The organism is Chitinophaga jiangningensis, from assembly GCF_900142605.1.
Taxonomy (GTDB): Bacteria; Bacteroidota; Bacteroidia; order Chitinophagales; family Chitinophagaceae; genus Chitinophaga; species Chitinophaga jiangningensis.
The window spans coordinates 488,932-512,005 of record NZ_FRBL01000002.1 but is presented as its reverse complement, the minus strand read 5'-3'; the positions used below and the strand labels follow the sequence as shown (position 1 = coordinate 512,005).

General features: G+C 46.9%; 17 protein-coding genes. 9 read left to right on the top strand and 8 right to left on the bottom strand.

Annotated elements, in window-relative coordinates:
- Window positions 1–10 precede the first annotated feature (10 nt).
- Window positions 11–2,266 (bottom strand): Tex family protein, encoded by a 2,256-nt coding sequence (locus tag BUB18_RS06640; RefSeq protein WP_073079244.1) that lies wholly within the window; start codon window positions 2,264–2,266, stop codon window positions 11–13.
- A gap of 197 nt (window positions 2,267–2,463) precedes the next feature.
- On the opposite strand from BUB18_RS06640, the gene mazG reads away from it, so the two are divergent.
- On the top strand, window positions 2,464–3,234 hold the full coding sequence (gene mazG / locus BUB18_RS06635) for a nucleoside triphosphate pyrophosphohydrolase (protein ID WP_073079242.1): 771 nt from the start codon (window positions 2,464–2,466) through the stop codon (window positions 3,232–3,234).
- 18 nt (window positions 3,235–3,252) lie between these two features.
- On the top strand, window positions 3,253–7,062 hold the full coding sequence (locus tag BUB18_RS06630; protein WP_073079241.1) for a sensor histidine kinase: 3,810 nt from the start codon (window positions 3,253–3,255) through the stop codon (window positions 7,060–7,062).
- Between the two features lie 228 nt (window positions 7,063–7,290).
- Here BUB18_RS06630 and plsX read toward each other — a convergent pair whose 3' ends face one another.
- Genes plsX through BUB18_RS06615 form a run of 3 tightly spaced genes read right to left on the bottom strand, consistent with a single transcriptional unit; the run spans window position 7,291 to window position 9,045 of the window.
- Window positions 7,291–8,241: a phosphate acyltransferase PlsX gene (gene plsX, locus BUB18_RS06625; RefSeq protein ID WP_073079239.1), complete on the bottom strand. Its 951-nt coding sequence runs from the start codon at window positions 8,239–8,241 to the stop codon at window positions 7,291–7,293.
- A 48-nt stretch (window positions 8,242–8,289) separates the two neighbouring features.
- A complete protein-coding gene (gene rpmF, locus BUB18_RS06620) occupies window positions 8,290–8,484 on the bottom strand; it encodes a 50S ribosomal protein L32 (protein WP_073079237.1) in 195 nt (64 codons plus the stop codon).
- Between the two features lie 12 nt (window positions 8,485–8,496).
- Entirely contained in the window at window positions 8,497–9,045 is a 549-nt protein-coding gene (locus BUB18_RS06615) for a YceD family protein (protein WP_245805621.1), read from the bottom strand.
- Window positions 9,046–9,287: 242 nt separating this feature from the next.
- On the opposite strand from BUB18_RS06615, the gene BUB18_RS06610 reads away from it, so the two are divergent.
- On the top strand, window positions 9,288–11,708 hold the full coding sequence (locus BUB18_RS06610; protein ID WP_073079235.1) for a PAS domain-containing hybrid sensor histidine kinase/response regulator: 2,421 nt from the start codon (window positions 9,288–9,290) through the stop codon (window positions 11,706–11,708).
- Between the two features lie 3 nt (window positions 11,709–11,711).
- Here the strand turns inward: BUB18_RS06610 and BUB18_RS06605 are convergent, their stop codons facing one another.
- Complete coding sequence (locus tag BUB18_RS06605; protein ID WP_073079233.1) at window positions 11,712–12,590, bottom strand: fructosamine kinase family protein; 879 nt, start codon at window positions 12,588–12,590, stop codon at window positions 11,712–11,714.
- A gap of 12 nt (window positions 12,591–12,602) precedes the next feature.
- On the opposite strand from BUB18_RS06605, the gene BUB18_RS06600 reads away from it, so the two are divergent.
- On the top strand, window positions 12,603–13,688 hold the full coding sequence (locus tag BUB18_RS06600) for a DUF3810 domain-containing protein (RefSeq protein ID WP_083549448.1): 1,086 nt from the start codon (window positions 12,603–12,605) through the stop codon (window positions 13,686–13,688).
- Between the two features lie 139 nt (window positions 13,689–13,827).
- On the opposite strand, the gene BUB18_RS06595 is transcribed toward BUB18_RS06600, so the two are convergent.
- Window positions 13,828–14,775, bottom strand: a complete 948-nt coding sequence (locus BUB18_RS06595; protein WP_073079229.1) for an arginase — start codon at window positions 14,773–14,775, stop codon at window positions 13,828–13,830.
- Window positions 14,776–15,019: 244 nt separating this feature from the next.
- Here BUB18_RS06595 and BUB18_RS06590 point away from each other — a divergent pair, with 244 nt between their 5' ends.
- The 4 genes from BUB18_RS06590 (at window position 15,020) to BUB18_RS06575 (ending at window position 19,153) form a co-directional block, all read left to right on the top strand.
- Window positions 15,020–16,159, top strand: a complete 1,140-nt coding sequence (locus BUB18_RS06590) for an acyl-CoA dehydrogenase (RefSeq protein ID WP_073079227.1) — start codon at window positions 15,020–15,022, stop codon at window positions 16,157–16,159.
- A gap of 276 nt (window positions 16,160–16,435) precedes the next feature.
- Complete coding sequence (locus tag BUB18_RS06585) at window positions 16,436–17,122, top strand: YggS family pyridoxal phosphate-dependent enzyme (protein ID WP_073079218.1); 687 nt, start codon at window positions 16,436–16,438, stop codon at window positions 17,120–17,122.
- Between the two features lie 18 nt (window positions 17,123–17,140).
- Window positions 17,141–18,382, top strand: a complete 1,242-nt coding sequence (locus BUB18_RS06580; RefSeq protein WP_073079216.1) for a TlpA disulfide reductase family protein — start codon at window positions 17,141–17,143, stop codon at window positions 18,380–18,382.
- 468 nt (window positions 18,383–18,850) lie between these two features.
- Entirely contained in the window at window positions 18,851–19,153 is a 303-nt protein-coding gene (locus BUB18_RS06575) for a YtxH domain-containing protein (RefSeq protein WP_073079215.1), read from the top strand.
- 164 nt (window positions 19,154–19,317) lie between these two features.
- Here BUB18_RS06575 and BUB18_RS06570 read toward each other — a convergent pair whose 3' ends face one another.
- Window positions 19,318–20,040 (bottom strand): SRPBCC family protein, encoded by a 723-nt coding sequence (locus BUB18_RS06570; protein ID WP_083549445.1) that lies wholly within the window; start codon window positions 20,038–20,040, stop codon window positions 19,318–19,320.
- A gap of 179 nt (window positions 20,041–20,219) precedes the next feature.
- On the opposite strand from BUB18_RS06570, the gene BUB18_RS06565 reads away from it, so the two are divergent.
- Complete coding sequence (locus BUB18_RS06565; RefSeq protein WP_073079213.1) at window positions 20,220–21,071, top strand: 3-keto-disaccharide hydrolase; 852 nt, start codon at window positions 20,220–20,222, stop codon at window positions 21,069–21,071.
- Between the two features lie 112 nt (window positions 21,072–21,183).
- Here the strand turns inward: BUB18_RS06565 and BUB18_RS06560 are convergent, their stop codons facing one another.
- On the bottom strand, window positions 21,184–22,935 hold the full coding sequence (locus BUB18_RS06560; RefSeq protein ID WP_073079211.1) for a DUF885 domain-containing protein: 1,752 nt from the start codon (window positions 22,933–22,935) through the stop codon (window positions 21,184–21,186).
- Window positions 22,936–23,074: the final 139 nt, after the last annotated feature.

Here is a 23,074-nt window from a genome sequence, read left to right as displayed (position 1 = left end):
AAAAACGTAATTAATTGAACTTGTTCTTCAACGCCGCCAGCTTAGCCTGGAAGTCGTTCAGCGGTGCCTCTTTCTGCGCAGGCTTCTCTCTTCTTTCCTTACGCTGACCACCAGCCTGGCCCTGGTTGCCACCGCCGCCTTTCTCATTGTCCTTCATGGACAAGGAAATACGCTTGCGCATTGCATCCACCTCCAGCACAGTTACCTGTACTTTCTGATTCAGTTTTACCGCCTCATTAGGGTTGCTGATGAATTTGTTGGAAAGGTGGGAAATATGTACCAGCCCGTCCTGCTTCACTCCAATGTCCACAAAGGCACCAAAGGCAGTAATATTGGTAACCACACCCGGTAATACCATTCCCGGCTTCACATCCTCAATCTTGTGAATACCTTCGGCATATTCAAAAATGCTGATCTCATCACGGGGATCGCGGCTGGGCTTAGCCAGCTCCTTCAGGATGTCTTCCAGCGTCACCATACCTACATCTTCCTTGATGAAGTCTTTTAGGTTGATCTGCTTACGCAGGTCTTCCTTACCCATCAGGTCCTGTACGCTCAGGTGCTGCTTGGATGCAATCTCTTCTACCAGCGGATAACGCTCAGGGTGCACCGCACTGTTGTCCAGCGGATTGTCCCCGTTTTCAATACGCAAAAAGCCCGCGCACTGCTCAAACGCCTTATCGCCCAAACGGTGCACTTTCTTCAGTTCCTTACGGTTTCTGAATGCGCCGTTTTCTTTTCTGTATTTTACAATGTTCTCCGCCAGGGAAGGACCCAGGCCGGAAATATAAGCCAGCAGGTGCTTGGAAGCCGTGTTCAGGTTCACACCCACGTTGTTTACGCAGCTTACCACCACGCGGTCCAGGCTCTGTTTCAGGTGCGACTGATTCACATCATGCTGGTACTGACCCACGCCGATGGATTTAGGATCGATCTTTACCAGCTCAGCCAGCGGATCTATCAGCCTGCGGCCAATAGAAACTGCACCACGCACGGTCACATCCTGATCCGGGAACTCTTCACGAGCCACCTCAGAAGCAGAATAAACAGATGCACCGCTTTCATTTACCATGAAAACGTTGATTTTCTGGCCAAAATCTATCTTTTTTACAAATTCTTCCGTCTCACGGCCTGCGGTACCATTACCCACCGCAATAGCAGCAGTGTCATACTTTTGCACCCATTTACGCAACAGGGCCTCTGCATCATCTCTCTTATAGTTCTTTTCCAGCGGGAAAATCACATCATGATCCAGCATGTTACCCTGGTTGTCCAGCGCTACCACCTTACAACCGGTTCTGTATCCCGGGTCAATGGCAATCACCGCTTTAGGCCCCAAAGGAGCCGCCAGCAACAGCTGACGCAGGTTCTCCGCAAATACCTCGATCGCCTCGGCGTCCGCTTTGTCTTTGGCGCCCGCACGGAACTCATTTTCCAGGGAAGGACGCAATAAACGCTTATAAGCATCTGCTGCAGCTTTCCCTACCTGCTCAGCAGCCGTACCTTTGCCAGTTACAAATTGCTTGTTCAGGATGTCCATAGCATCTTCCTCAACAGGAGCAATGGAACTGAATAATATACCTTCCGTTTCAGCACGCAGGATCGCCAGCACCCGATGGGATGGCATATCCTTCAAATCCTCTGAAAACTCAAAATAATCCTTGTATTTATTGCCCTCTTCCTCTTTGCCTTCCACCACTTTGGAGGTCAGCTTGCCGGTATGGGTAAACAGCTTACGCAGCTTGTCTCTGCACTCGGCATTTTCATTGATCCACTCAGCAATAATATCCCTTGCACCTTTCAGCGCCTCCTCTGATGAAGCTACCTGCTCATTCAGGTATTGCTCCGCGGCCGACACATCGCCATCCTGTTGATCAAAAAGTAACTTTGCCAGCGGCTCCAGCCCTTTCTCAATCGCCACAGTGGCACGGGTTTTACGTTTAGGCTTGTAAGGCAGGTAAATGTCCTCCAGCTCCGCTAACACCCAGGTAGATTCAATCTTTTCCAACAGCTCAGGCGTCATTTTCTCCTGATCTGTGATCGTCTTGATAATAAATTCACGACGCTCATCCACCTCTTTGTAGCGCTTCTGCAGGTCCTCTATCCGGCCAATCTGCACCTCATCCAGACTTCCGGTAACCTCTTTTCGGTAACGTGAAATGAATGGTACTGTTGATCCTTCAGATAACAGGTTCATGGTATTCTCCGCCTGTTTGGCCGAGATACCTAATTCGGATGAAATCAGTGCAATGTGTTTCGAATTCATGTTAATTCATTTTGGGATGTATTTCAATACTACAGGTACTTGTCGTACGACTATAGCAAAAAAACAATCGCTTAATTGTAGCTCGCAAATGTAATTAAAAAGGCCTTTTTCCCAAGAAAAAGAAATTAACAGTTTTTAGCATGGATATTGCTGTCTCAGCCCTCCCTGATGCACATTTTTAACTACTTTTACGGCATATGGAAAACAACGCTACTTTCGACAGACTGCTGAAGATCATGGACGACCTGCGGGAAAAATGCCCCTGGGATAAAAAACAAACCATTCAATCCCTCCGGCAACTGACCATAGAAGAAACCTATGAACTCGCAGATGCCATCACAGACGAAAACTGGCAGGCCATTAAGGAAGAACTGGGCGACCTGATGCTCCACATGGTTTTCTATGCTAAAATAGGTGCAGAACAACAACAATTCGATATCAACGATGTCATCAACGGCGTCTGCGAAAAACTCATCCACCGCCACCCACACATCTACGGCGATGTAAAAGTGGAGGATGAAGAAGAAGTAAAACAAAACTGGGAGAAACTAAAGCTTAAAGAGGGTAAAAAATCCGTCCTCGGTGGCGTGCCCAAAGCCTTGCCGGCATTGGTAAAAGCCATGCGTATTCAGGAAAAGGCCAAACAAACCGGCTTCGAATGGGAAAATAACGGACAGGTAATGGATAAAATAAAAGAAGAACTCGCTGAGCTGGAAGAAGCCATTGAAACCGGCAACCAGGATCATATTGAAGCAGAATTCGGTGATGTGATGTTCTCCCTGGTCAACTACTCCCGATTCCTGAATGTGGATGCTGAAAATGCCCTGGAACGTACCAACAAGAAGTTCCAGCGCCGCTTCCAGGAAATGGAAATCATGGCACTCCAACAGGGGAAACAACTCAATGATATGTCCCTGACGGAAATGGATGCACTCTGGAACGAAGTGAAAGCGCAAGAAAAAGCTTAAGCCCAAACTATACTCCCATTGATCGACGCTAAAGAAATACGTTTATTTTTCCTGCGACATGGCTACCTGCTGATCGTAGCGGCATGGCTGTTTACATTCGCATTCCTGTTCAGCAACTACTGGTCGTACTACTCCTCCCCGCAAGGCGTACAACACAGCCTGGAAAAAAGTATCCGCGAAAGGGAAAAAGATTTCAACGAATTCCTGCTGGATACCTCCGCTGTAAATGCCCTGTTCTCCAGGTCATACACGGAAAAATCAGTGGAAAAGCTTAGTAAACGCGATTTCTACGTATTTGCGTACGACTCCTCCGCCGCCGAGGGCTCCTGGCTTGCCTTCTGGAGTACCAACCTCGTACAGCTCGACGAACTGCCGGCTGACTGGCGGCACGGCGAATATTTCCTGAAACTCAAAAACGGCTACTATGATGTAGTGGTCAGAAGAGTCAGAGCACCGGAAGGACGTACGCGCAGAGTCGTTGGCCTCATTCCGGTACGCATGGAATACGCCCTGCAAAACCATTATCTCGTCAATCATTTTTTTGATAAACCCGCGCTGGGCGCAGAATATCAGATCCATATCTTCCCGCATAACTATATGTCCAACGAGCATATAGTACTGCCGGTAGTGAACAGTAGTAATAAAACGCTCTTTTATCTCGACTATAACAAATCCTTTCACAGCAGGCCTCCCAACCTGTTCAGCGTCATATTCCGGGTACTCGGCAGCATCTGTGTGCTCATATTCCTGAACCTGTTCGTTACCCAGCTGGCAAAAAATTCAAATCCGCTCTACGCCTTCCTGGTGCTGTTTGTAGTGGTGTTTGGCCTCCGGATACTCAGCTACGTATATGCGTTTCCGTTTAATATGCGGAGTCTCAATATCTTCGATCCCAGCATCTACGCCAAAGATGAAATTTTTCGCTCCCTGGGCGACCTCGCCATCAACGTCATCCTCGTTTTCTGGCTCATCGTATTCTTCCGGGAACACGTAAAAACCATCAACCCACCGGTGATTAAAAAGCGCTGGATGCAAAGCCTGGTCATCATTGTAGCCAGCCTGCTGCTTTATATCGTAGAGCAATTCCTGGCTGACCTGATCCAGAGCCTGGTAATTGATTCCCGCATCTCATTTGATGTTACCAACTTTTTCAGCCTGAATGAGTACAGCGTTATCGGCTTTGTGGTACTGGGCTTTATCTCATTCAGCTTCCTGTTCTTTTCGCAGATCATTAACTACCTGCTCAACGAGCTCACTAACTTCCGCTACCGTACCAAATACATCTGGCTGGCAGCGGTAGGTATACTCTGGATACTTTTCCGGCTGCATAATCCGGACGTGCCCTTCACCGTTACCATGGTGATCTGGCTGCTACTGTATATCGTGTTGCTGGATTTTATTGCGGACAGGTTTGAAAGCACCGTAGCAACCGTACCTTTCCTTTTCTGGTTGTTCCTGCTCACAGTTACCACGTCGGGCACCATCGTGTACTATAACAATCAGAAAGAAGTTTCCACCCGCCTCAATATTGCCAAAAACCTCTCCAAGCAAAAGGACCCCTACCTGGAAATCCTGCTCAACGATGTAGGCAAAAAAATGGAGCGCGACGAATACCTGCAAAGCTTCTTTGATCACCGGGAGTCGGTGCCGCATAAATCAGAACTGGAAAATGATTTACTGCAGAAATACTTCCAGGGCTACCTGAGCAGGTTCAATATCACCTTTTATCCTTATGACGAAAACGGGGATCCGATCTATGCGTCTGATACCATCTCCCTGATATCCTTTAACAGACGTATGTTGTACGACCCGGAAGCCGCACCGGTATTGCAGGGAGGCAACGATCTGTATTATTACGAGAAGAGTTTTAAACAATACAGTTATATCGGCAAGAAGGAATTCTATAGTCCGGTAGACCATGCAGGCGTTGGCTGGCTGCTCTATGTGATCACGCCTAAAGTATCTGCCACCGATAGAATTTATCCGGAGCTGCTGGTGGAAGGAGATGTGTCAGATGCCACCAGGGAAAATGCGTCCGCTTATTCTTACGCCATATACGATAAAGGCATCCTGGTAAGCAATTTTAACGATTTCCCATTCCCGATCCGGCTGTATGCCAGCGATTTGCCGGCCTCGGATGTATCCCTGCGATGGGAGAGAGGACATTCGGAACTGGTATACAAAGCCACTGCTGATAAAGTAGTGCTGGTGGTAAAAGAGAGCCGGTCGTTTGTAGAATTTATCGCCTTGTTTGCGTGTATGTTCTGCCTTTTCCTGCTGATTATCGTGATTTATAAGGTATTTGATTTGCTGATTAAAGCACGCATGCGCATCAGCAATCTGCGCACGCTGGTAAAAATCAGTATCCGCAGAAAAGTACACGGCACCATTATTTTCATCGTCGTGTTTTCCTTTGTAATACTGGGTTTAACAACCATCAAATTTTTCATTTACCGCTCAGAAGTCCAGAATAAGGAAAAGCTCAGCAAAGCCATGGGCGAAGTGGCCACTGATGTGGAAAAGGTATTTGATAACCAGGAAACGCATGACCAGGTGGGAGATATTTATGACTCGCATTTGCTGGTGCAGCTGAGTAACTCGCTGGCAAATATAGCGGACGATCGTGCGATGGACCTCAACGTATATGATCGGGACGGCAACCTGCAAATTACCACACAACCATTGATGGTGGAGAAGGGGTTAATATCCAAAAAAATGAATCCCCTGGGCTATTACCAGCTGTACAACCAGCAGTTAATTCAGTATATCCAGTACGAGCAGATTGGTACCATGGCGTTTCTCTCCGGTTATGTTCCTTTAAGAAATGATGTGGGAGAAGTATTTGCTTATCTGAACGTACCTTATTTTGCCACCCAAACGGAGCTGAAGCAACAAATCTCCAGCTTCCTGGTAGCGCTTATTACATTCAACGCATTCATCTTCCTGATCGCCGGTATCATCGCGTTGCTGATAACCAATTCCATCACCCGTTCTTTCTCCCTTGTTACGGAAAAGCTGCGTCACGTAAACCTGGGCCAGCGTAACGATGAAATTGACTGGGATAAGGATGATGAAATCGGGGCGCTGGTAAAAGAATATAACAAGATGGTAAGAAAGCTGGAGGTAAGTGCGGCGCGACTGGCGAAGAGCGAGCGTGAAGGTGCCTGGCGGGAGATGGCAAGGCAGGTGGCGCATGAAATCAAGAATCCGCTTACGCCGATGAAGCTGAGTATTCAATACCTGCAGCGCGCCATCGCTGAGGACCGGCCTAATGTGAAGGAGATGTCGAAGAGTGTGGCCAATACCCTCGTTGAACAGATTGAGCACCTGGCCAACATTGCGTCGGACTTCTCTGCGTTTGCCCGTATAGGTGAACCTTCTAACGAGGTGGTGCAGGTCAATGAAGTGATTCATTCCCTCACCGGTTTATACCAAAGCCATGATCATTGCACGGTGATCTACCAGGAGCCTTTGAAAGATTTTTATGTATACGCCGATAAAACCCAGATGAACCGCCTGTTCACCAACCTGCTGCAAAACGCCATACAGGCGATTCCTGAGGGCCGGGAGGGGCGGGTGCTTGTACGCTTCCAAACCACGGAGGACCGATATGTGATCGTCAGTGTGGCGGACAACGGGGATGGTATCAGTCCGGAAGTACAGTCGAAAATATTTGTGCCCAACTTTACCACCAAATCCTCCGGCACCGGTCTGGGACTGGCGATGTGTAAGAATATTGTGGAGCAGATGCGCGGAGAGATCTGGTTTGAAACCAAGCTGAATGAAGGCACTACGTTTTATGTAAAAATGCCATTGTACGAGGAGTAATTTAGGGAGATGTCAGCGCGGCACGGCTGTACTGTTCCTGCTGTGCTGCAAACCCGAATAACATCGGGGAAACCAGCATCAAATTCACCTGATAAAAACAGGGGATTGCAGGCGCACCCGCGCCGTTATCCCGGTTTGAACCAGTGCCGAAGGCACTGGTTCAAACCGGGATAAAAACAAAAAAGCCTCCGCAATTGCGAAGGCTTTTTCAAATAAGTTATAGCAGCATTACGCTTCTTTATTGCTAAAGCTGGCAGTAATCTTTTCCAACAGTTTAGATTGTAGCATTTGCTGAGCGAGCGAGATCATATTTTTGAAGGCGCCGCCTTTGGAAATACCGTGGCCGATTACAACGGGTTTTGACACGCCGAGAACGGGGGTACCACCATATGATTCGAAGTCAAATTTCTTAATGTATTCGTCGTTGATACCACGGCGATGGGTAATATCGTAGAACGACTCGGCCATTTTCAGGATGATATTTCCTGTGAAGCCTTCACAAACGATCACATCTGCTTTGTTGGTGAACACATCGCGTCCTTCCACGTTACCGATGAAGTTGATCTGTTTGTTCTCTTTAAGAAGCGGATAAGTAGCCTGGGCAAGCAAATTTCCTTTACCTTCTTCTTCTCCGATATTCAGAAGGCCAACCTTAGGGTTAGGTCTGTTCAGTATGTACTGGGAATAAAGGGAGCCAAGTTGGGCAAATTGTGCCAGGTTTTCAGGTTTACAGTCGGCGTTGATACCCACATCGAGCAGCAATCCGAAACTGCCGTCTTCGCGGGGAACAGGAGTTGATATCGTAGGACGTTGCACACCTTCAATACCCTTAATAGAGTAATAGGTACCCACCATCATAGCCCCGGTATTACCAGCGCTGATGAAAGCGTCTACCTTTTCGTTCTTTAAGAGATGGAAGCCAATAGAGATGGAGGATTGTGGCTTCTCTTTCAGTGCCTTGGTAGGGTGTTCATTCATCTCAATGATTTGAGATGAATGAACAACTGAATATTTTGATTGGTCCAACTGAGCATCGGCTAAGAGGGGAGCGAGTTGTTGTTCATCTCCAATCAGAACCAGATGCACATCAGATGCAACAGTGTCTAAATATAATTTTACTCCTTTTACTGCTTCTGCGGGGGCGAAGTCGCCACCCATCATATCAAGCCCGATTCTCATGTAACTCAAGTTTGTTCTTGTTTGCTCGGGTAAAATTAGTAAAAATTATTATTTAGCAGCGCTCTGTTTTTCCAACACTACTTTTCCTTTGTAGTACAGTTTGTTTTCTACCCAATGAGCACGGTGTCTCAGGTGCACTTCTCCGGTTGCGCTGTCTGTGCTTAATGTATCCGCTACCGCCTTATAATGCGTTCTTCTCTTTGCTGATCTTTGCTGAGAATGTCTGCGTTTAGGATTTGGCATTTTATTTAATTTTTAATTGTCCTTAAATTTATCCAACCCTTTCCAGATTGGGTTATCGTTTTCTTTTGCCTGCTGGTTCATACGTTCCAGCATTTCTATCACCTTTGGATTGCACCCGCTCTTGCCATCGGCAGTATCCGGGTGAATGTGCTGCATCGGAATGCTCAAATGTATAAACTCATAAATCAAATCAGAGACATTTAAATGTGACTCCGTCCTCGAAATATATGATACATCCGGATCTTCCTCCGACTCGTTCATCTCTTCAGGATTGTCCACCAGTTTTACCACATGGTTGAAATCATCCCAGAGCTGCAGCTCAAAAGGCTCTCCACATCTGTCACAATTAACAGTAGCAGTACCACCTATCTCAAACTTCAGCATGAAGAAATTACTCTTCTTGTCAAGACTCAAATTCACCGTCGCTTTGCAATTACTAAAGTCCCTCGGACCATCGTAGTTCTCAAAGAAACTTTCATCCACCTCGTACTGAAATGTGTGCACCCCTGGTTTTAATCCTACAAAGGCTATTTCAAATTCGCGGTGTGGTTTCATATCCATATCCTCACTTTTAGAGGGATGCAAAGGTAATTAAATATTTGCAATTGCAAAAATTTCCTAAATTTGTTCACTATTGATATTATATTTAATATATATTTATATAGTAATAAAATATCAACCATATTGCTGTCCCTGCGGACCAGCGCGAATTGCAAAGGTAATCTTTTATACCGTTATTCCAGCGCCATTTTCGCATTGTCAGTAAATATTGAAAACCCTTAGTCCCCCTATTCCATCAAACGATGAAGTCCATAGGAAAAGAAGCAAAGAAAAACACTGCTCCCGTAGCCGGTAACGCCAATAACGGTGCAGCCGACTTATTTTCCATGCCCATCACCGCCTGGCTACAGCATAATAACGCCGGAATACTGGTGACTAACGAACAGTACCGTTGCATCTGGATCAATGATATCCTCAGGCAACATACCGGCAACCTCATCCAGGTAGGGGACTCCTACGCCGGCATGATTACCGCCCTGACACCTATGCTCGCCAACCCGGCAGCTTTTAATAAACAGCTCCGGATTCTCCGGAAAGATAAAAAACCATGGTTCGGATGGGAACTCCCATTCCTGAACGGCCAGTTCAGAGAAGTAACCCACCTGCCCGTTTTCCAGGGAGAAAAATTCGTTGGCTGCATCTGGCAAATAGTAGACGTAACCCGGCGCAACAGCGTTCAGGAAGCCATCCGCCTTAACGAACAGAAGTTCCGCACCGTGCTCAATAACCTCAACGCAGCCATGTGCGAAACCGACCTCGAAGGTAATATCACCCGCGTTTATGAAAGCTTTTGCCGCCTCTCCGGCTACAGAGAAGATGAACTCCTCGGTAAAAACCTTACCGAAGTATTCGTGCCCGCCGAAAAGAAACTTTACGCCAAAGCCCTCCGCAAAAGAAGGCTCGATCATAACGTACCACTCCTCTACGACCTGGAAGTAGTCCTGAAAGACGGCTCCCGCAAATGGGTCGTTTGCAGCTCCACCAACGTATACGACCAATCCGGTCAGATCATTGGCGGCGCCGCCGTACATATGGATATCACCCGCCAGAAATTGCTCCAGCAGGACCTCGAAAACGCCCGCCGCTCCGCCGAAGAAGCCCGGCAGGCCCAAAAGGAATTCCTCGCCAGCATGAGCCACGAAATCCGTACACCTCTCAACGCCATCATCGGCATGGCACACCTCCTGGAAGAAACCAGCCTCGACGCCCAGCAAAAGGAATATATCAACCTCCTGAAACACTCCTCCGGCATACTGCTGGGTATTGTCAGTGATATTCTCGATATTTCCCGCATCGAAGCAGGGGAATTCCAGGTAAATCAACGGGAATTCAATCTGAGGGAACTGATACAATCCCTGCGACATACCTTTGAACTGAAACTCGGCCGCCGGCCGGTAAAAATTACCACCGAACTCGATCCTGCCATCAATACCTGGCTCATTGGAGATAATATGCTCCTGAACCAAATACTACTCAATTTGTTAGGTAATGCAGAGAAGTTCACAACGGAAGGAGAAATAGCCATCCGCATCCACCAGGACAGCTGGCTCAATCACAAATCATGGATCAGCTTTCGTGTATGCGATACCGGTATAGGCATCAAAAAAGATAAACTGGAACATATTTTCCTGAACTATAAACAGGCAGAAGGAGACATACGTGAACAATACGGAGGTACAGGACTGGGACTGGCCATCGCCAAACAACTGGTAGAACTGCAGGGAGGTACCATCGCAGTGGAAGAAATGACCGGATTTCAAACGGTATTCTGCTTCAAACTCCCCTTCATCGATACCGGTAAACCCCTGGCCGCCGGCAGTCGTAAACCCGGTAAAACACTCAAACAACGAACTTTTGAAAACGCCAGGATCCTGGTAGTGGAAGATAACCAGATGAACCTCCGCTACATCATGAGCCTGTTGCAGAAATACAAAATCAATTATAACGTTGCCACCAACGGACCCGATGCTTCCTATTTCCTGGAATCACGCCAGTACGACCTCATACTCATGGATATCAGAATACCCGGTATGAACGGCCTCGAACTGGCACAGAAAATAAGAGCAAACGAAGACCTCCCAAACGTAGCAACACCGGTGATCGCCACCACCGCCGTAGCCATGGAAAGCACCGCCAGCATGGCCAGGGCCGCCGGTATCACCGACATACTCATCAAACCTTATACACCCGACCAGTTATTACAGGTGTTCAACAAATATCTAAACGAAGACGAAACAGAATTAATAATGGAAGAAGTGCAGAATATAAGCGGCTATGATTTTAATCCCGACCTGAACGTACAGTTCCTCAACGGACTGTATGAAAATAATATATCCTATGCCGCCGACCTCTTCGAAATCTTTATCCGCATCATCCGCGATGAAATCGGTAAAATAGGCGACCTTCTCGCAAAGGACGACTGGACGACCATGAAATTCAATCTCCATAAACTCAAACCTAACTTCGCCATGGTAGGACTCACCTGGATCACGGAAAAAATCCAGGTGCTCGAAGGCCTGCTCCTGACCGATCAGGACCAGCGCAAAACAGAAATCACCAGATTGTACAACGAAATAGTAGCCGAAATGAATAAATTCTACCCGGTAGTAAATGCAGAATATGAGAAAATGCGGAAATTCATAGAAGCCAACGGACTCCGCTAAGCATCAGTAAGCAGCCAACACCTCCTTTACACTACCATAATAACTGCCACCAAACAAAATCGTATGCACCAGCAGTGGATAAAGCTGACATACGCCTATCCGCTGCTGCCAGCCCGGCGCTAACGGATAAATAGATTGATAGGCATAATAAAATCGGGTGTCGAAACCTCCAAATAACCGGGTCATCGCCAGGTCCACCTCCCTGTGCCCGTAATATACCGACGGATCATACACACAGGCCCGCCCATCCGGCCCGATCATGAAATTACCAGACCATAAATCCCCATGCAGTAATGCCGGCTTCTCCGCCGGAAAAATCTGCGGCAACTGCTTGCATAACCGCTCCATCTGCTTTACTGTAGCGGCTTCTATAATGCCCTTGTCGTAAGCCAGCTTCGTGAGCGGCATCAGCCGGTTAAAGGCATAAAACACCGGCCAGCTGCTATAAGGCGTATTGTATTGTTTTAAAGTACCAATGTAATTAGGGCTCACATAACCAAAGTGCGGTTTCGTACGCAGGTGCTGCTTACTCAGCCCCGCCGCAAAATTCTCCCAGAAATCGCCAATCGCCGTACCCTTAGTGATATTTTCAAGTAATAAAAATGATTTACCCGCTGCCTCCCCGTAAGCCAGCGGCTTAGGCACAGCCAGAGCCTGCGCATTGCGCAACTCCGTTAACCCGGCATATTCCTGCTGAAACAGGTCCGGATACAACACGGCATTATTTAACTTCAAAAAGAAATATCCTTCGTTGGTGCCTATACGGAATGTTTTATTAATATCCCCGCCATTGACGCTTTTTGCCTCATTAATGTGTATTTTCACTTGCAGTTTTTCAGATATAGCTCCGCCAAGCAGTATTTGTAAAGATTCATCTATCATGATCCTTATTGTATGGAATTAAAAACCAAGTTTAGAATAAAGGTTCTCCGTATTGTACTAACACTTGCGGCTATACTGTTGTTAAAAGGATTAATGGCCTGGAGTTACCGCTTCGAAGAATTTTACTTTCATGGGTGGTATAAGTGGACCAGCGCAGCTTTTAGACAAATCACAGGTATAGTGCCCTTCAGTGTTGGCGACGTAATTTATGTCGCCTGGATTATAACAGGAATATTTTATTTGTTAAAACTATGTTATAAACTCCTGCAAACAGCCTGGGCTGACGCAGGTTACTACCTCCTGAAAGGGATTCATTCCCTCCTGGGTTTATACCTCGCCTTCCTCGTACTCTGGGGGCTCAACTACGACCGGAAACCGCTACAGCGCGACACAGGGCTCATCACCGGCGATTACGATACCCGGCAGTTATACCAGCTGTCAGATACCCTGCTGCAACTGGTGAACAGAGAAAAAGCCCTTACCGGCGATACGCTTAATGTTATCATGTCGGACCCCAGCCCGGTGCCGGTATTCAAAAGAGCCCTGCAGGCGTACGATACCGCCGCCACCCGCTGGCCAGCCTTCCGGTACAAGCGCCCCAGTGTGAAACCAGCCATCTTCGGCCACTGGCTCAACTACCTCGGCGTTACCGGCTACCTCAACCCCTGGACCAACGAAGCACAGGTGAATACCGACGCGCCACCCATGATACAGCCTTTTATTACCTGTCATGAAATTGCCCACCAGCTTGGCTACGCGCCGGAGGAAGATGCCAACTTTGTAGGCTACCTCACCGCAGCCAACGCTGCGGATAACCGTTTCCGTTATGCCGCCAACCTGGAAATGTTCCTGTATAGCGTACGGCAACTGGGCCACCGCGACTCCACCCTGGCCAGGAATGTATGGGAGAGAGCCGTTCCCGGTATTAAAGAAGATTACCGGTATATCGTGGAGTTTTACAGTAAATATGAAGGCAAAGCCGATGAATACAGCACCATGTTTTATGACCAATACCTCAAGGCAAATAACCAGCGCCGTGGTATCCGCTCCTATAGCGATGTTACAGGGTGGCTGATGGCGTATTACCAAATAAATTAAAAGGTAAGAGGAACTGTCTTTGGCAGTCCCCCTTACCTTTTTCCCGATCGCCGAAGGCGAAGGTTCACGCGCAGCGCGGCCCTTCACGTCGGCACCGAAGGGGCCGACAATCGATCAAATTATAAAGCAAATTAACTAGCTAATTCATCATCAGCACATTCACGCTCCGCTGCAAAATATTAAACGCAATCTCCGCCATCAGGTTCTCACGATCCAGTGTGGGATTCACTTCCGTGATCTCAAAACAGCAGATCTTACGGTGCTGCATAAACTTACTGATCAGGTCCTCCGCCTCACGCTCCCTTAAACCATTGCTCACTGGGGTGCCTGTGCCCTTGGAAATAGAGGAATCCAGACTATCCACATCAAACGACACATAGATGTAATCACAATCACTCAGGTAGCGAAACACCGATCGGGAGATCGCTTCAGGTCCTTTACGCCTTACTTCACTGGTGGTAAACACTTTCATGCCGTACTGCTTAATCAGGTAGTCTTCCTCCTTTTCGTAGTCGCGCAGCGAAATGAATACAATGTCTTCCGGTAAAACCTTTGGCGCAATTTTACCAATGTTTTTCAGGGCTTTCCACATGTTGGAGGTCTGCTCGTCAATTTCATGCACCTTACAGTCGATGTTATCTTCTGCAATGGCAGTAGCCAGCGGCATACCGTGCATGTTGCCGGAAGGCGTGGTATAAGGTGTGTGGAGGTCGGCATGGGCATCGATCCAGATCACTCCCAGCTTGGATTTGGGATGTGCCAGTTTCAGTCCTGCGATGGTAGCACCGGCGGTACTGTGATCACCGGAAAGGACCACCGGAAACCAGTTGGCCTTAACGGTTTCGCATACACTCTTGCTGATGCGCTCATACATGGCGAGCGTACCTTTGATTCTTTTGGCGTAAGGCGATTCAATGGGTTCAAACAGCAGCTTGTTCTCAGTTTCTATGGCTTCTGTAGGAAAGTGAACAAAGAAGTTGCTCATGAAATCCAGGGCGGCAATTTTGATGGCATCTACGCCTAAACTCGCACCGCGCGTTCCTGCACCAATCTCAGATTTTACTTCTATTATCTTGATATTCTTCATAAAAAGGGAATATGCCAGTTAGCAAGCTAATGGTTTTTACCTGAACCGGCAAAGCAGCTGACGTTTACCGCTTTTAAAACAAACGGTTTAAAATAGACTATATCCAACAACCCCTGCATTATTACAGCGATTTGTTCAATAAATTTCTCTATATGGTATACAAGTTTGAATTTTCTGAGCACCATTTTTTTAGCTCCTGATTTATGGATAATTTGTGTTTATCACACTAAAACAACAACTATTAATGGATTATCAGCTCACAGAAGAACATCTCATGATACGTAAGGCAGCACGCGACTTCGCTGTGAATGAGCTTTTGCCGGGAGTAATTGAAAGAGATGAAAAACAGATTTTCCCCAAAGAACAGATTAAAATGCTGGGAGAACTGGGCTTTCTCGGGATGATGGTGAGTCCTAAATACGGCGGTGCCGGACTGGATACCATTTCCTACGTGATTGCCATGGAAGAAATTTCTAAAGTCGATGCCTCTGCCTCTGTGGTGATGAGTGTAAACAACTCCCTGGTTTGCTGGGGGCTGGAAACATTCGGATCAGAAGAGCAGAAACAAAAATATCTGGTACCATTGGCCAAAGGAGAAGTAATCGGCGCCTTCCTGCTCAGCGAGCCGGAAGCCGGTTCGGATGCTACCTCCCAGCGCACTACCGCTGAAGATAAAGGAGATTACTACCTCCTGAATGGTACCAAAAACTGGATTACCAATGGTAATTCTGCCAGTACCTACCTGGTGATTGCCCAAACACACCCGGAAAAAGGTAGCAAGGGTATTAATGCTTTTATTGTGGAGAAGGATAGCCCCGGCGTATCCATAGGACCTAAGGAAAATAAACTGGGTATCCGTGGCAGTGATACACATAGCATCATGTTCCAGGATGTGAAAGTGCCTAAAGAAAACCGCATCGGTGAAGATGGCTTCGGCTTCAAATTCGCCATGAAAACTCTTTCCGGAGGCCGCATCGGTATTGCCTCCCAGGCCCTCGGTATCGCCAGCGGCGCCTACGAACTGGCACTGAAATATTCTAAAGAAAGAAAAGCTTTCGGTAAAGAAATCAGCCAGCACCAGGCCATCCAGTTCAAACTGGCGGATATGGCCACTAAAATTGAAGCCAGTCGCCTGCTCTGCCTCAAGGCTGCCTGGGAAAAGGATCACCACCTCGACTATACACTGAGTGGCTCCATGGCTAAAGTCTTTGCGTCCGAAACTGCCATGTGGGTAACCACCGAAGCAGTACAGGTGCACGGCGGCTACGGCTATGTTAAGGAATACCACGTAGAACGACTAATGCGTGATGCTAAAATCACCCAGATCTACGAAGGTACCTCCGAAGTACAACGTATCGTTATCGCGAGATCCATCCTCTCATAGTTAATTGAATACTGAAAAAATCGATACAAAGCCCCGGGTAAAAGGCCCGGGGTTTTGTATTTATGCAAAACAACAAAACACTATCCTTAGCAGCTTACCTGCTCCCACATTTTCAACAAACAACAAAACACAAGCCTTTGCTGCTTACCTGCTTTGCTGCTCTGCGTGCAAAAAAGTTCGCTGGCGCCGGAGGCGCCTAGCTTAAAAAAAACTTACACACCCTGGCGGGAAAAGTTCCCCACAAGCAGCCATCAAAACTTTCCCTATTTTTGCCCCATGGCAATTAATCTGACCGCATACAAACAGGTACTCGCAGAGCTGGTACCATACAACGCAAGACTGGTAGCTGTTTCTAAAACCAAACCCGTAGAAGATATCGAAGAACTGTACGGGCAGGGCCAACGAATCTTCGGGGAAAATTATGTGCAGGAACTGGTGGATAAAGAAGGGGTACTGCCACATGATATCGAATGGCATTTTATAGGTCACCTCCAAACCAATAAAGTTAAATACATCGCCCCGTTTGTACATACCATTCATGCGGTGGACAGCTACAAGCTGCTCCTGGAAATCAACAAACAGGCATTAAAACATAACAGAACGGTTAACTGTCTGCTGCAACTGCATATTGCAGCGGAAGAAACGAAATTCGGTATGGACACCACCGAATTATATACACTGCTGGATACCTGGCAGCAGGAACAGCCAACGTTTGGTGGCGTGCGTATTGCAGGCCTCATGGCCATGGCCACCAATACCGATGATCAGCAACAGATCCGTAAAGAATTTCAGCAGGTAAAAACTATCTTCGATACGGTGAAGCATAAATATTTCAGCGAACAGGACTACTTTAAAGAACGCTCCACCGGTATGAGCGCCGATTATCATATTGCCCTTGAAGAAGGTAGTACTATGATCCGCATCGGTAGCCTGCTGTTTGGAGAAAGAAACTACAACAAATAATTAATTAAGGTTTTTGCTATGAAGAAATTATGGATCTGCCTGTTGGCAGGACTATCCCTCGCCGCATGTAAATCGGCTGCCGTAAAGGAATTAAAGAATGGTACCTGGCAGGCTAAGCTGCACCGGGCCGACGGGGCAGACATCGTTTTCAATTTTGAAGTGAAAGATACTGCCGGGCAAAAAGTACTCTATATCCTCAATGCCAACGATCGTCTGCTGGTAGATAACGTGAAATTGCAGGGTGATTCCGTTTTCATCCGGATGCCTTTTTTTGATTCTGACTTCAAAGCCCGGCTGCAGGATGGCGGCAGACTGGAAGGCGCCTGGACCCGTCACCTCGCAGATAAAGACGTAAGTATTCCGTTTACTGCAACTGCTGATACGCCGGAAAGATTCCCGGTATCCGCCGCACCGGAAGGAAAAATCTCCGGCCGCTGGTCTACCTGGTTCGTAGGGAAAGACAAAAGTGATTCATCGTATGCGATCGGTGAATTCCGCCAGGAAAGCGGTAACAGGGTAGTAGGCACCTTCCTGACCACCACCGGCGACTACCGCTTTCTTGATGGCGTGTTGAATAAAGACACACTCAAACTCTCCACCTTCGACGGCTCACACGCCTACCTGTTTACAGCGCTGCTCCGCGGCGACAGCCTCATCAACGGTACCTTCTTTGCCGGCATCGGCGATGGTAAGGAAACCTGGAGCGCTTACCGCGACGATTCCGCCAAACTGCAGGATGAAACCACACTCGCCACAGTAAAGCCCGGCGCAGGCCCGCTGACGTTCTCCTTCCCTAACCTGGACAGCCAGCTGGTGAGCCTGCAGGATGAAAGATTCAAGAATAAGGTAGTAGTGATCACGCTCATGGGTTCCTGGTGCCCGAACTGTATGGATGAAACCGGCTACCTGAGCGATTGGTATAAGAAGAACAAAGACCGTGGGGTGGAAGTGCTTGGCCTCGCCTACGAGCGTACAAACGACTTTCAGAAATCCAAAAACAGTCTCTCCGGTTTCCTGAAACGCTTCGATGTGCAATATCCCGTACTGATCACAGGCGTAACACCCGGCGATCCGGAAAAGGCCGCTAAAACGCTGCCACAGCTCACCGGTATCAAAGGCTTCCCTACCACCATTTTTGTGGACAAAAAAGGGAACGTAAGCGAGGTGCACACTGGCTTTAACGGCCCCGGCACCGGCGAACATTATGAAGAATTCAAATACAATTTCAACCGATTGATTGATAAATTATTAGCAGAGTAGGAGGGGGGAATAACGGAGCCAGGACTTTTTAAATTAATTTATTATTTTCGTTTCTTTCAAAAAGTTTTGAAAAACAAAAAATCCTGATTATTTTACTGCTCCGTTTGACTTTATAAATTCCATTATCTACTCGCTTATCTTATCCACATAGCCGGAACGATGTCAAAACGTTGATATTGTTCCGGCTGTTTTTTTGATATTTTTGGACGATGAATTCCCGTTACTGAACTGAGAGCTGTAGAACTTTAAAGTATGCCTTACACAGCAGAAAAGTATAACGTCAACGAGCAAACGTTCTTACTGGTTTAATAAAAATATATTTAGACGCTTTTTAATGTTGATTGAATCACTAATTCAGCCTATGTAGTCTATTGGGCCATTCTTGGCCTAATATTTGAAAATTTCCATGTGCAGCACCGTTTGAACTAAGTGCTGAGATGATTTGTTAAACCATAAAAACCAGTGTTTATGTCTACTACGAAATTTTTAGCAGGAGCATTGGCCGGGCTTACCGCCGGCTTAATTATAGGTGTATTAACAGCCCCGGATAGTGGCGAGGGAACTCGCGGCAAAATCAAATACACCGCTGGAAAATGGCGCCGCAAAGTAAATAAACTCGTAGGTAAAGGTGCCGGTGACCTCGATGAACTGAAAGATGTGTTCGGTAAGGAAGTATCGGGCCTCAGCGAAGATGTACGCGAAAAAGTACTCAAACTGATCAATGAAACAAAGAATACTTATCACAACTTTAAGAAAGAAGCGTTATCATAACAGTTCATCCATATAAGCATAACCGCGCGCGCAGCGCGGATCCCCTCCAATGACACCGAAGGTGTCATTGCAATCAAATCAAAACAATCTACCCTCATAGGTAAATAAAAAACGACTGATGCAAAGTGCATCAGTCGTTTGCTTTTATACATGAAATGACAGGTTTAACTTGCCGTTTCACCGGTTTCCATAAAATATTTAAAACGTTTAATATCGTTCACTATCATGTTCTCAAAGGCAGGATTTAGCAGCCATGCCAGCCCGCTGCCAAGGTAACCAGCCGGCGCGCGGTAGGTCAGCATTACATCCACTGCCGTACCGCCACCTGGAATGTCCATGAATGTAACCCGGCCAGCCGTAGCTATGCTGCTGCCCGGTAAAGATCTCCATCCCAGAAACTCCCCGGGATATTCTTTTACAATCTCAGCATCCCATTCTAATGTGCCAATACCTCCCGGTCCTTTCACTACCCAGTGCGAATGCAGGGGATCATACTCTTCCACCGTCTGCAAATGCTTCATAAACACTGGCAGATTGCTTAACTGTCGCCAGAAATAATACACTTCTTCCCGTGGATTGTCGATCATAATAGTGGTACGAATATTCACCGCCCTGGTATGCTTGTCAGGCTGGCGCTTGCCCGTGAGACCATTAAACAGGCTGTTGCCCGAAATTCCTCTGTAAAGCAAATAACCCGCTCCAATCAGTTTCAGCAGGCTCCTTACCGGCTTCTTATCCACCCGGCTAATCGCAGAGCCAAGCAGCCATGCACCTGAAAATATAGACACCAAACGCCCTTCCGGACTAACATTAATAATACTTGAACTATTGTATAACAGTCCTGCTTCTGGCTGAGCCTGACCATTCAACTGGTTATTTTTCATCATAAAGCATAGTTTGTTTTTACCTCCACCAAAACCTTGCAATTATTTAACATTTTGATAATTATAATAATAGATATATAATATTTTACAACTTTTGTGGAAAGATGGGTACGTTGCGAAAAATATTACACAGTACGCCAGCAGGAATTTTTATTATCTTACCCATTACAAACTATGAACAGATGAAAAATTTTCTTACCACGTTATTGCTTTTTTCCGCGATCAGCGGCTATGCCCAAACAGAAAAAGACATCGCACCTGGCAAATGGGTGAAAATGTTTAATGGAAAAGATTTAAAAGGATGGGATGTGAAAATCAAAGGGCACGACCTGAACGATAATGTTGGCAACACCTTTCGCGTTGTAAACGGCGAACTCACCGTCAGCTATGACCAATACAAGGAGTTTGACGAACAATACGGTCACATCTTTTACAAAAAACCTTTTTCAGCATATCTGATAGTGGTGGATTATCATTTTAGCGGCGACCAGGTAAAAGGCGGCCCAGGCTGGGCCTACCGCAACAGCGGCATCATGCTGCATGGTCAGCCTGCTAATACTATGGGTAAGGATCAGGACTTCCCCATTTCCCTGGAACAACAATTACTCGGTGGCAATGGCAAAGATCCACGCACTACCGGTAACCTCTGCACCCCCGGTACCAACGTGGTGATGAACAAGAAACTCATTACCGACCACTGCATCAGCTCTACTTCCAAAACCTACGCAGGTGACCAGTGGGTGCATGCCGAAGCATTGGTAATAGGTGATTCCATCCTCAAACATATCGCAGGTACTGATACGGTGATTGTATACAGCAAGCCTCAAATTGGCGGCGGCAGCGTTAGTAACTACGATCCTAAAGTGAAAATTGACGGGAAGCCTTTAACAGAAGGTTCCATCTCCCTGCAAAGCGAAAGCCATCCGGTAGCCTTCCGCAAAGTAGAACTATTCGACCTTTCGCCTTATGTACACGATCCTAAAAAGTTAGCACGTGTTATTGAATTATTGCAAAAGCGTAAGTTCAATAAATAATACTCCTATAATCACAAAAAGGCCGGTAACCAATGGTACCGGCCTTTTTTTTGCAGCCCCGCACACAGCTCGGGACCTCTTCACCTGATGCCTAAGGCATCGACCAAAAAAATTATTGTAACATCAGCTGCCTGATATACATCACCGGTGCACTACCATAACTGAGAAACTTCTCATTAAATGTTTTCAGCTTATAGTCGTTACCCATTTTCTTTTTATACGCTTCACGCAGGTCTATAATCTCTTTATAACCTGTAAAATAAAAAGTAAGTTGCACGCTCGAAACCGTTACCCGGCGCCATTTTCCTTCTGCCTCGGCCTGTTGCTGGAACGCTTCTTTTGTCAGCAGATGCAACGCATCTTCCTTACTCATATTATTCACATGCACGCTGTAATCGAGGATGGTATTACAAACTGTACGCAGGTTCCATTTATACCACATCAGCCACATCTCAGGTGCATTGTTGCCATAGCCACTTTCCAGCATCATTTGCTCGGTGTATACCGCCCAGCCTTCAATCATAGCACCATTGCCCATGATAGATTTAATCAGGCTTGGCGACTGATTGGAATAAACCAGCTGGGTATAATGTCCGGGAATAGCTTCGTGAATATCCAGTATCTGCATGATGTAATGGTTGTATTCACGCAGGTAACTTTCTGATTCCACAGCAGACCAGCCTTCCAGACTTCCAACATTGTAATAGGTATTGCCGCCTTTATCGTACGGGCCGGGAGCACTGATGGAAGCACCAGCCACGCCAGCCATATATGCGGGCTCTTTGCGCACCACCAGCGGTTTGCTTGGATCAAGGTAGAGCAGGTCCTTTTCTTTAATGAACTTCACCAGTTCAGGAATTTGTTTTTCTATGGCAGATTGGAATTCAGCCGGCTTAACGTGTTGTACGCTCAAGGTATCAATCATACGTCCGATCAACTCCAGTGAATCAGCCGGCATAGGGGCATTACCAAAATATTTAGGCCAGAGTTCACGGCTGATCCTCGTCATTTCGCCATGTACATATTTTTTACGAACGATGGCGCTGTCATAAATCTGTGCAGCAGTATAGGATGATTGAACGGTATACCTGAACTTCTGATCGTATAAATCTTTACCGAGGCGGAAACTGCGTGGATGGGCAGGTTTCAGTGCGCTGAGCCAGTTGGCATAACCACGCATAGCAGCAGCTGCAGCTTGTGCGCTGGCAGTCATCGCTTTCTTTTCTTCGGCAGAAAAATTGGTGCTTTTGAGAGAGTCTACGAAGTCCTTGTCAAATACGGAAGCGCCGCCATTATTTTGCGCAATGGCCAGCTGCTGCAACTCCGGCACCGGGTCCTTTACCTGCGCTTTAGCCGCTTCATAATAGGCAGGAACATTTTTGAGTCGCGCATAAAAACTACGCAGCCTGCTCTCCAGCGGCGCATAATTTTCATTGAGTATAGTTGCAAAACCACCGCTGATATTGAATTCAGAAGGGTCCCACTCGTTTGATTTCAGTTCTTTAATGGACCACACATTGGAGTTGAGATAGTCCTCCATCAAATGATAGTCAATTTTATTGGCATCGGTGAGCTGGTCGAGGTGAAACGTTTTCAACGAATCGAGGTGGCGGGCGCTGAATGCGAGCGAAGCCTGCGTGGCAGCTTCGTTGCGTACCACCAGTACACTGTCGTATTTATGATATCCTACACTGGTAGCCCAGCCTGGGTTCTCCTTCCAGAGGTCATCAATAAAATGTTGCTGATAAGCGGCAAATGCCTGGTTGACGGCACTGTCCACACCGGTACCTTTACCCGTGCTGTTGCCATTGTTGCAGGCAGCGAGGGATGCCGCTGCAGCTGCGCATAGTAAGATGTTTCTCATTGCAGTATGTTAAACGTTGTCCTGTAAGATACTATTTTTGCCCAATGCGGCAGGGGATGTTATACATGGATGGTTTTTTTCTGTATTTTTGCACCGCATTTAAATATAAAATAGCAAAACTTTGAGCCATGTAATATCG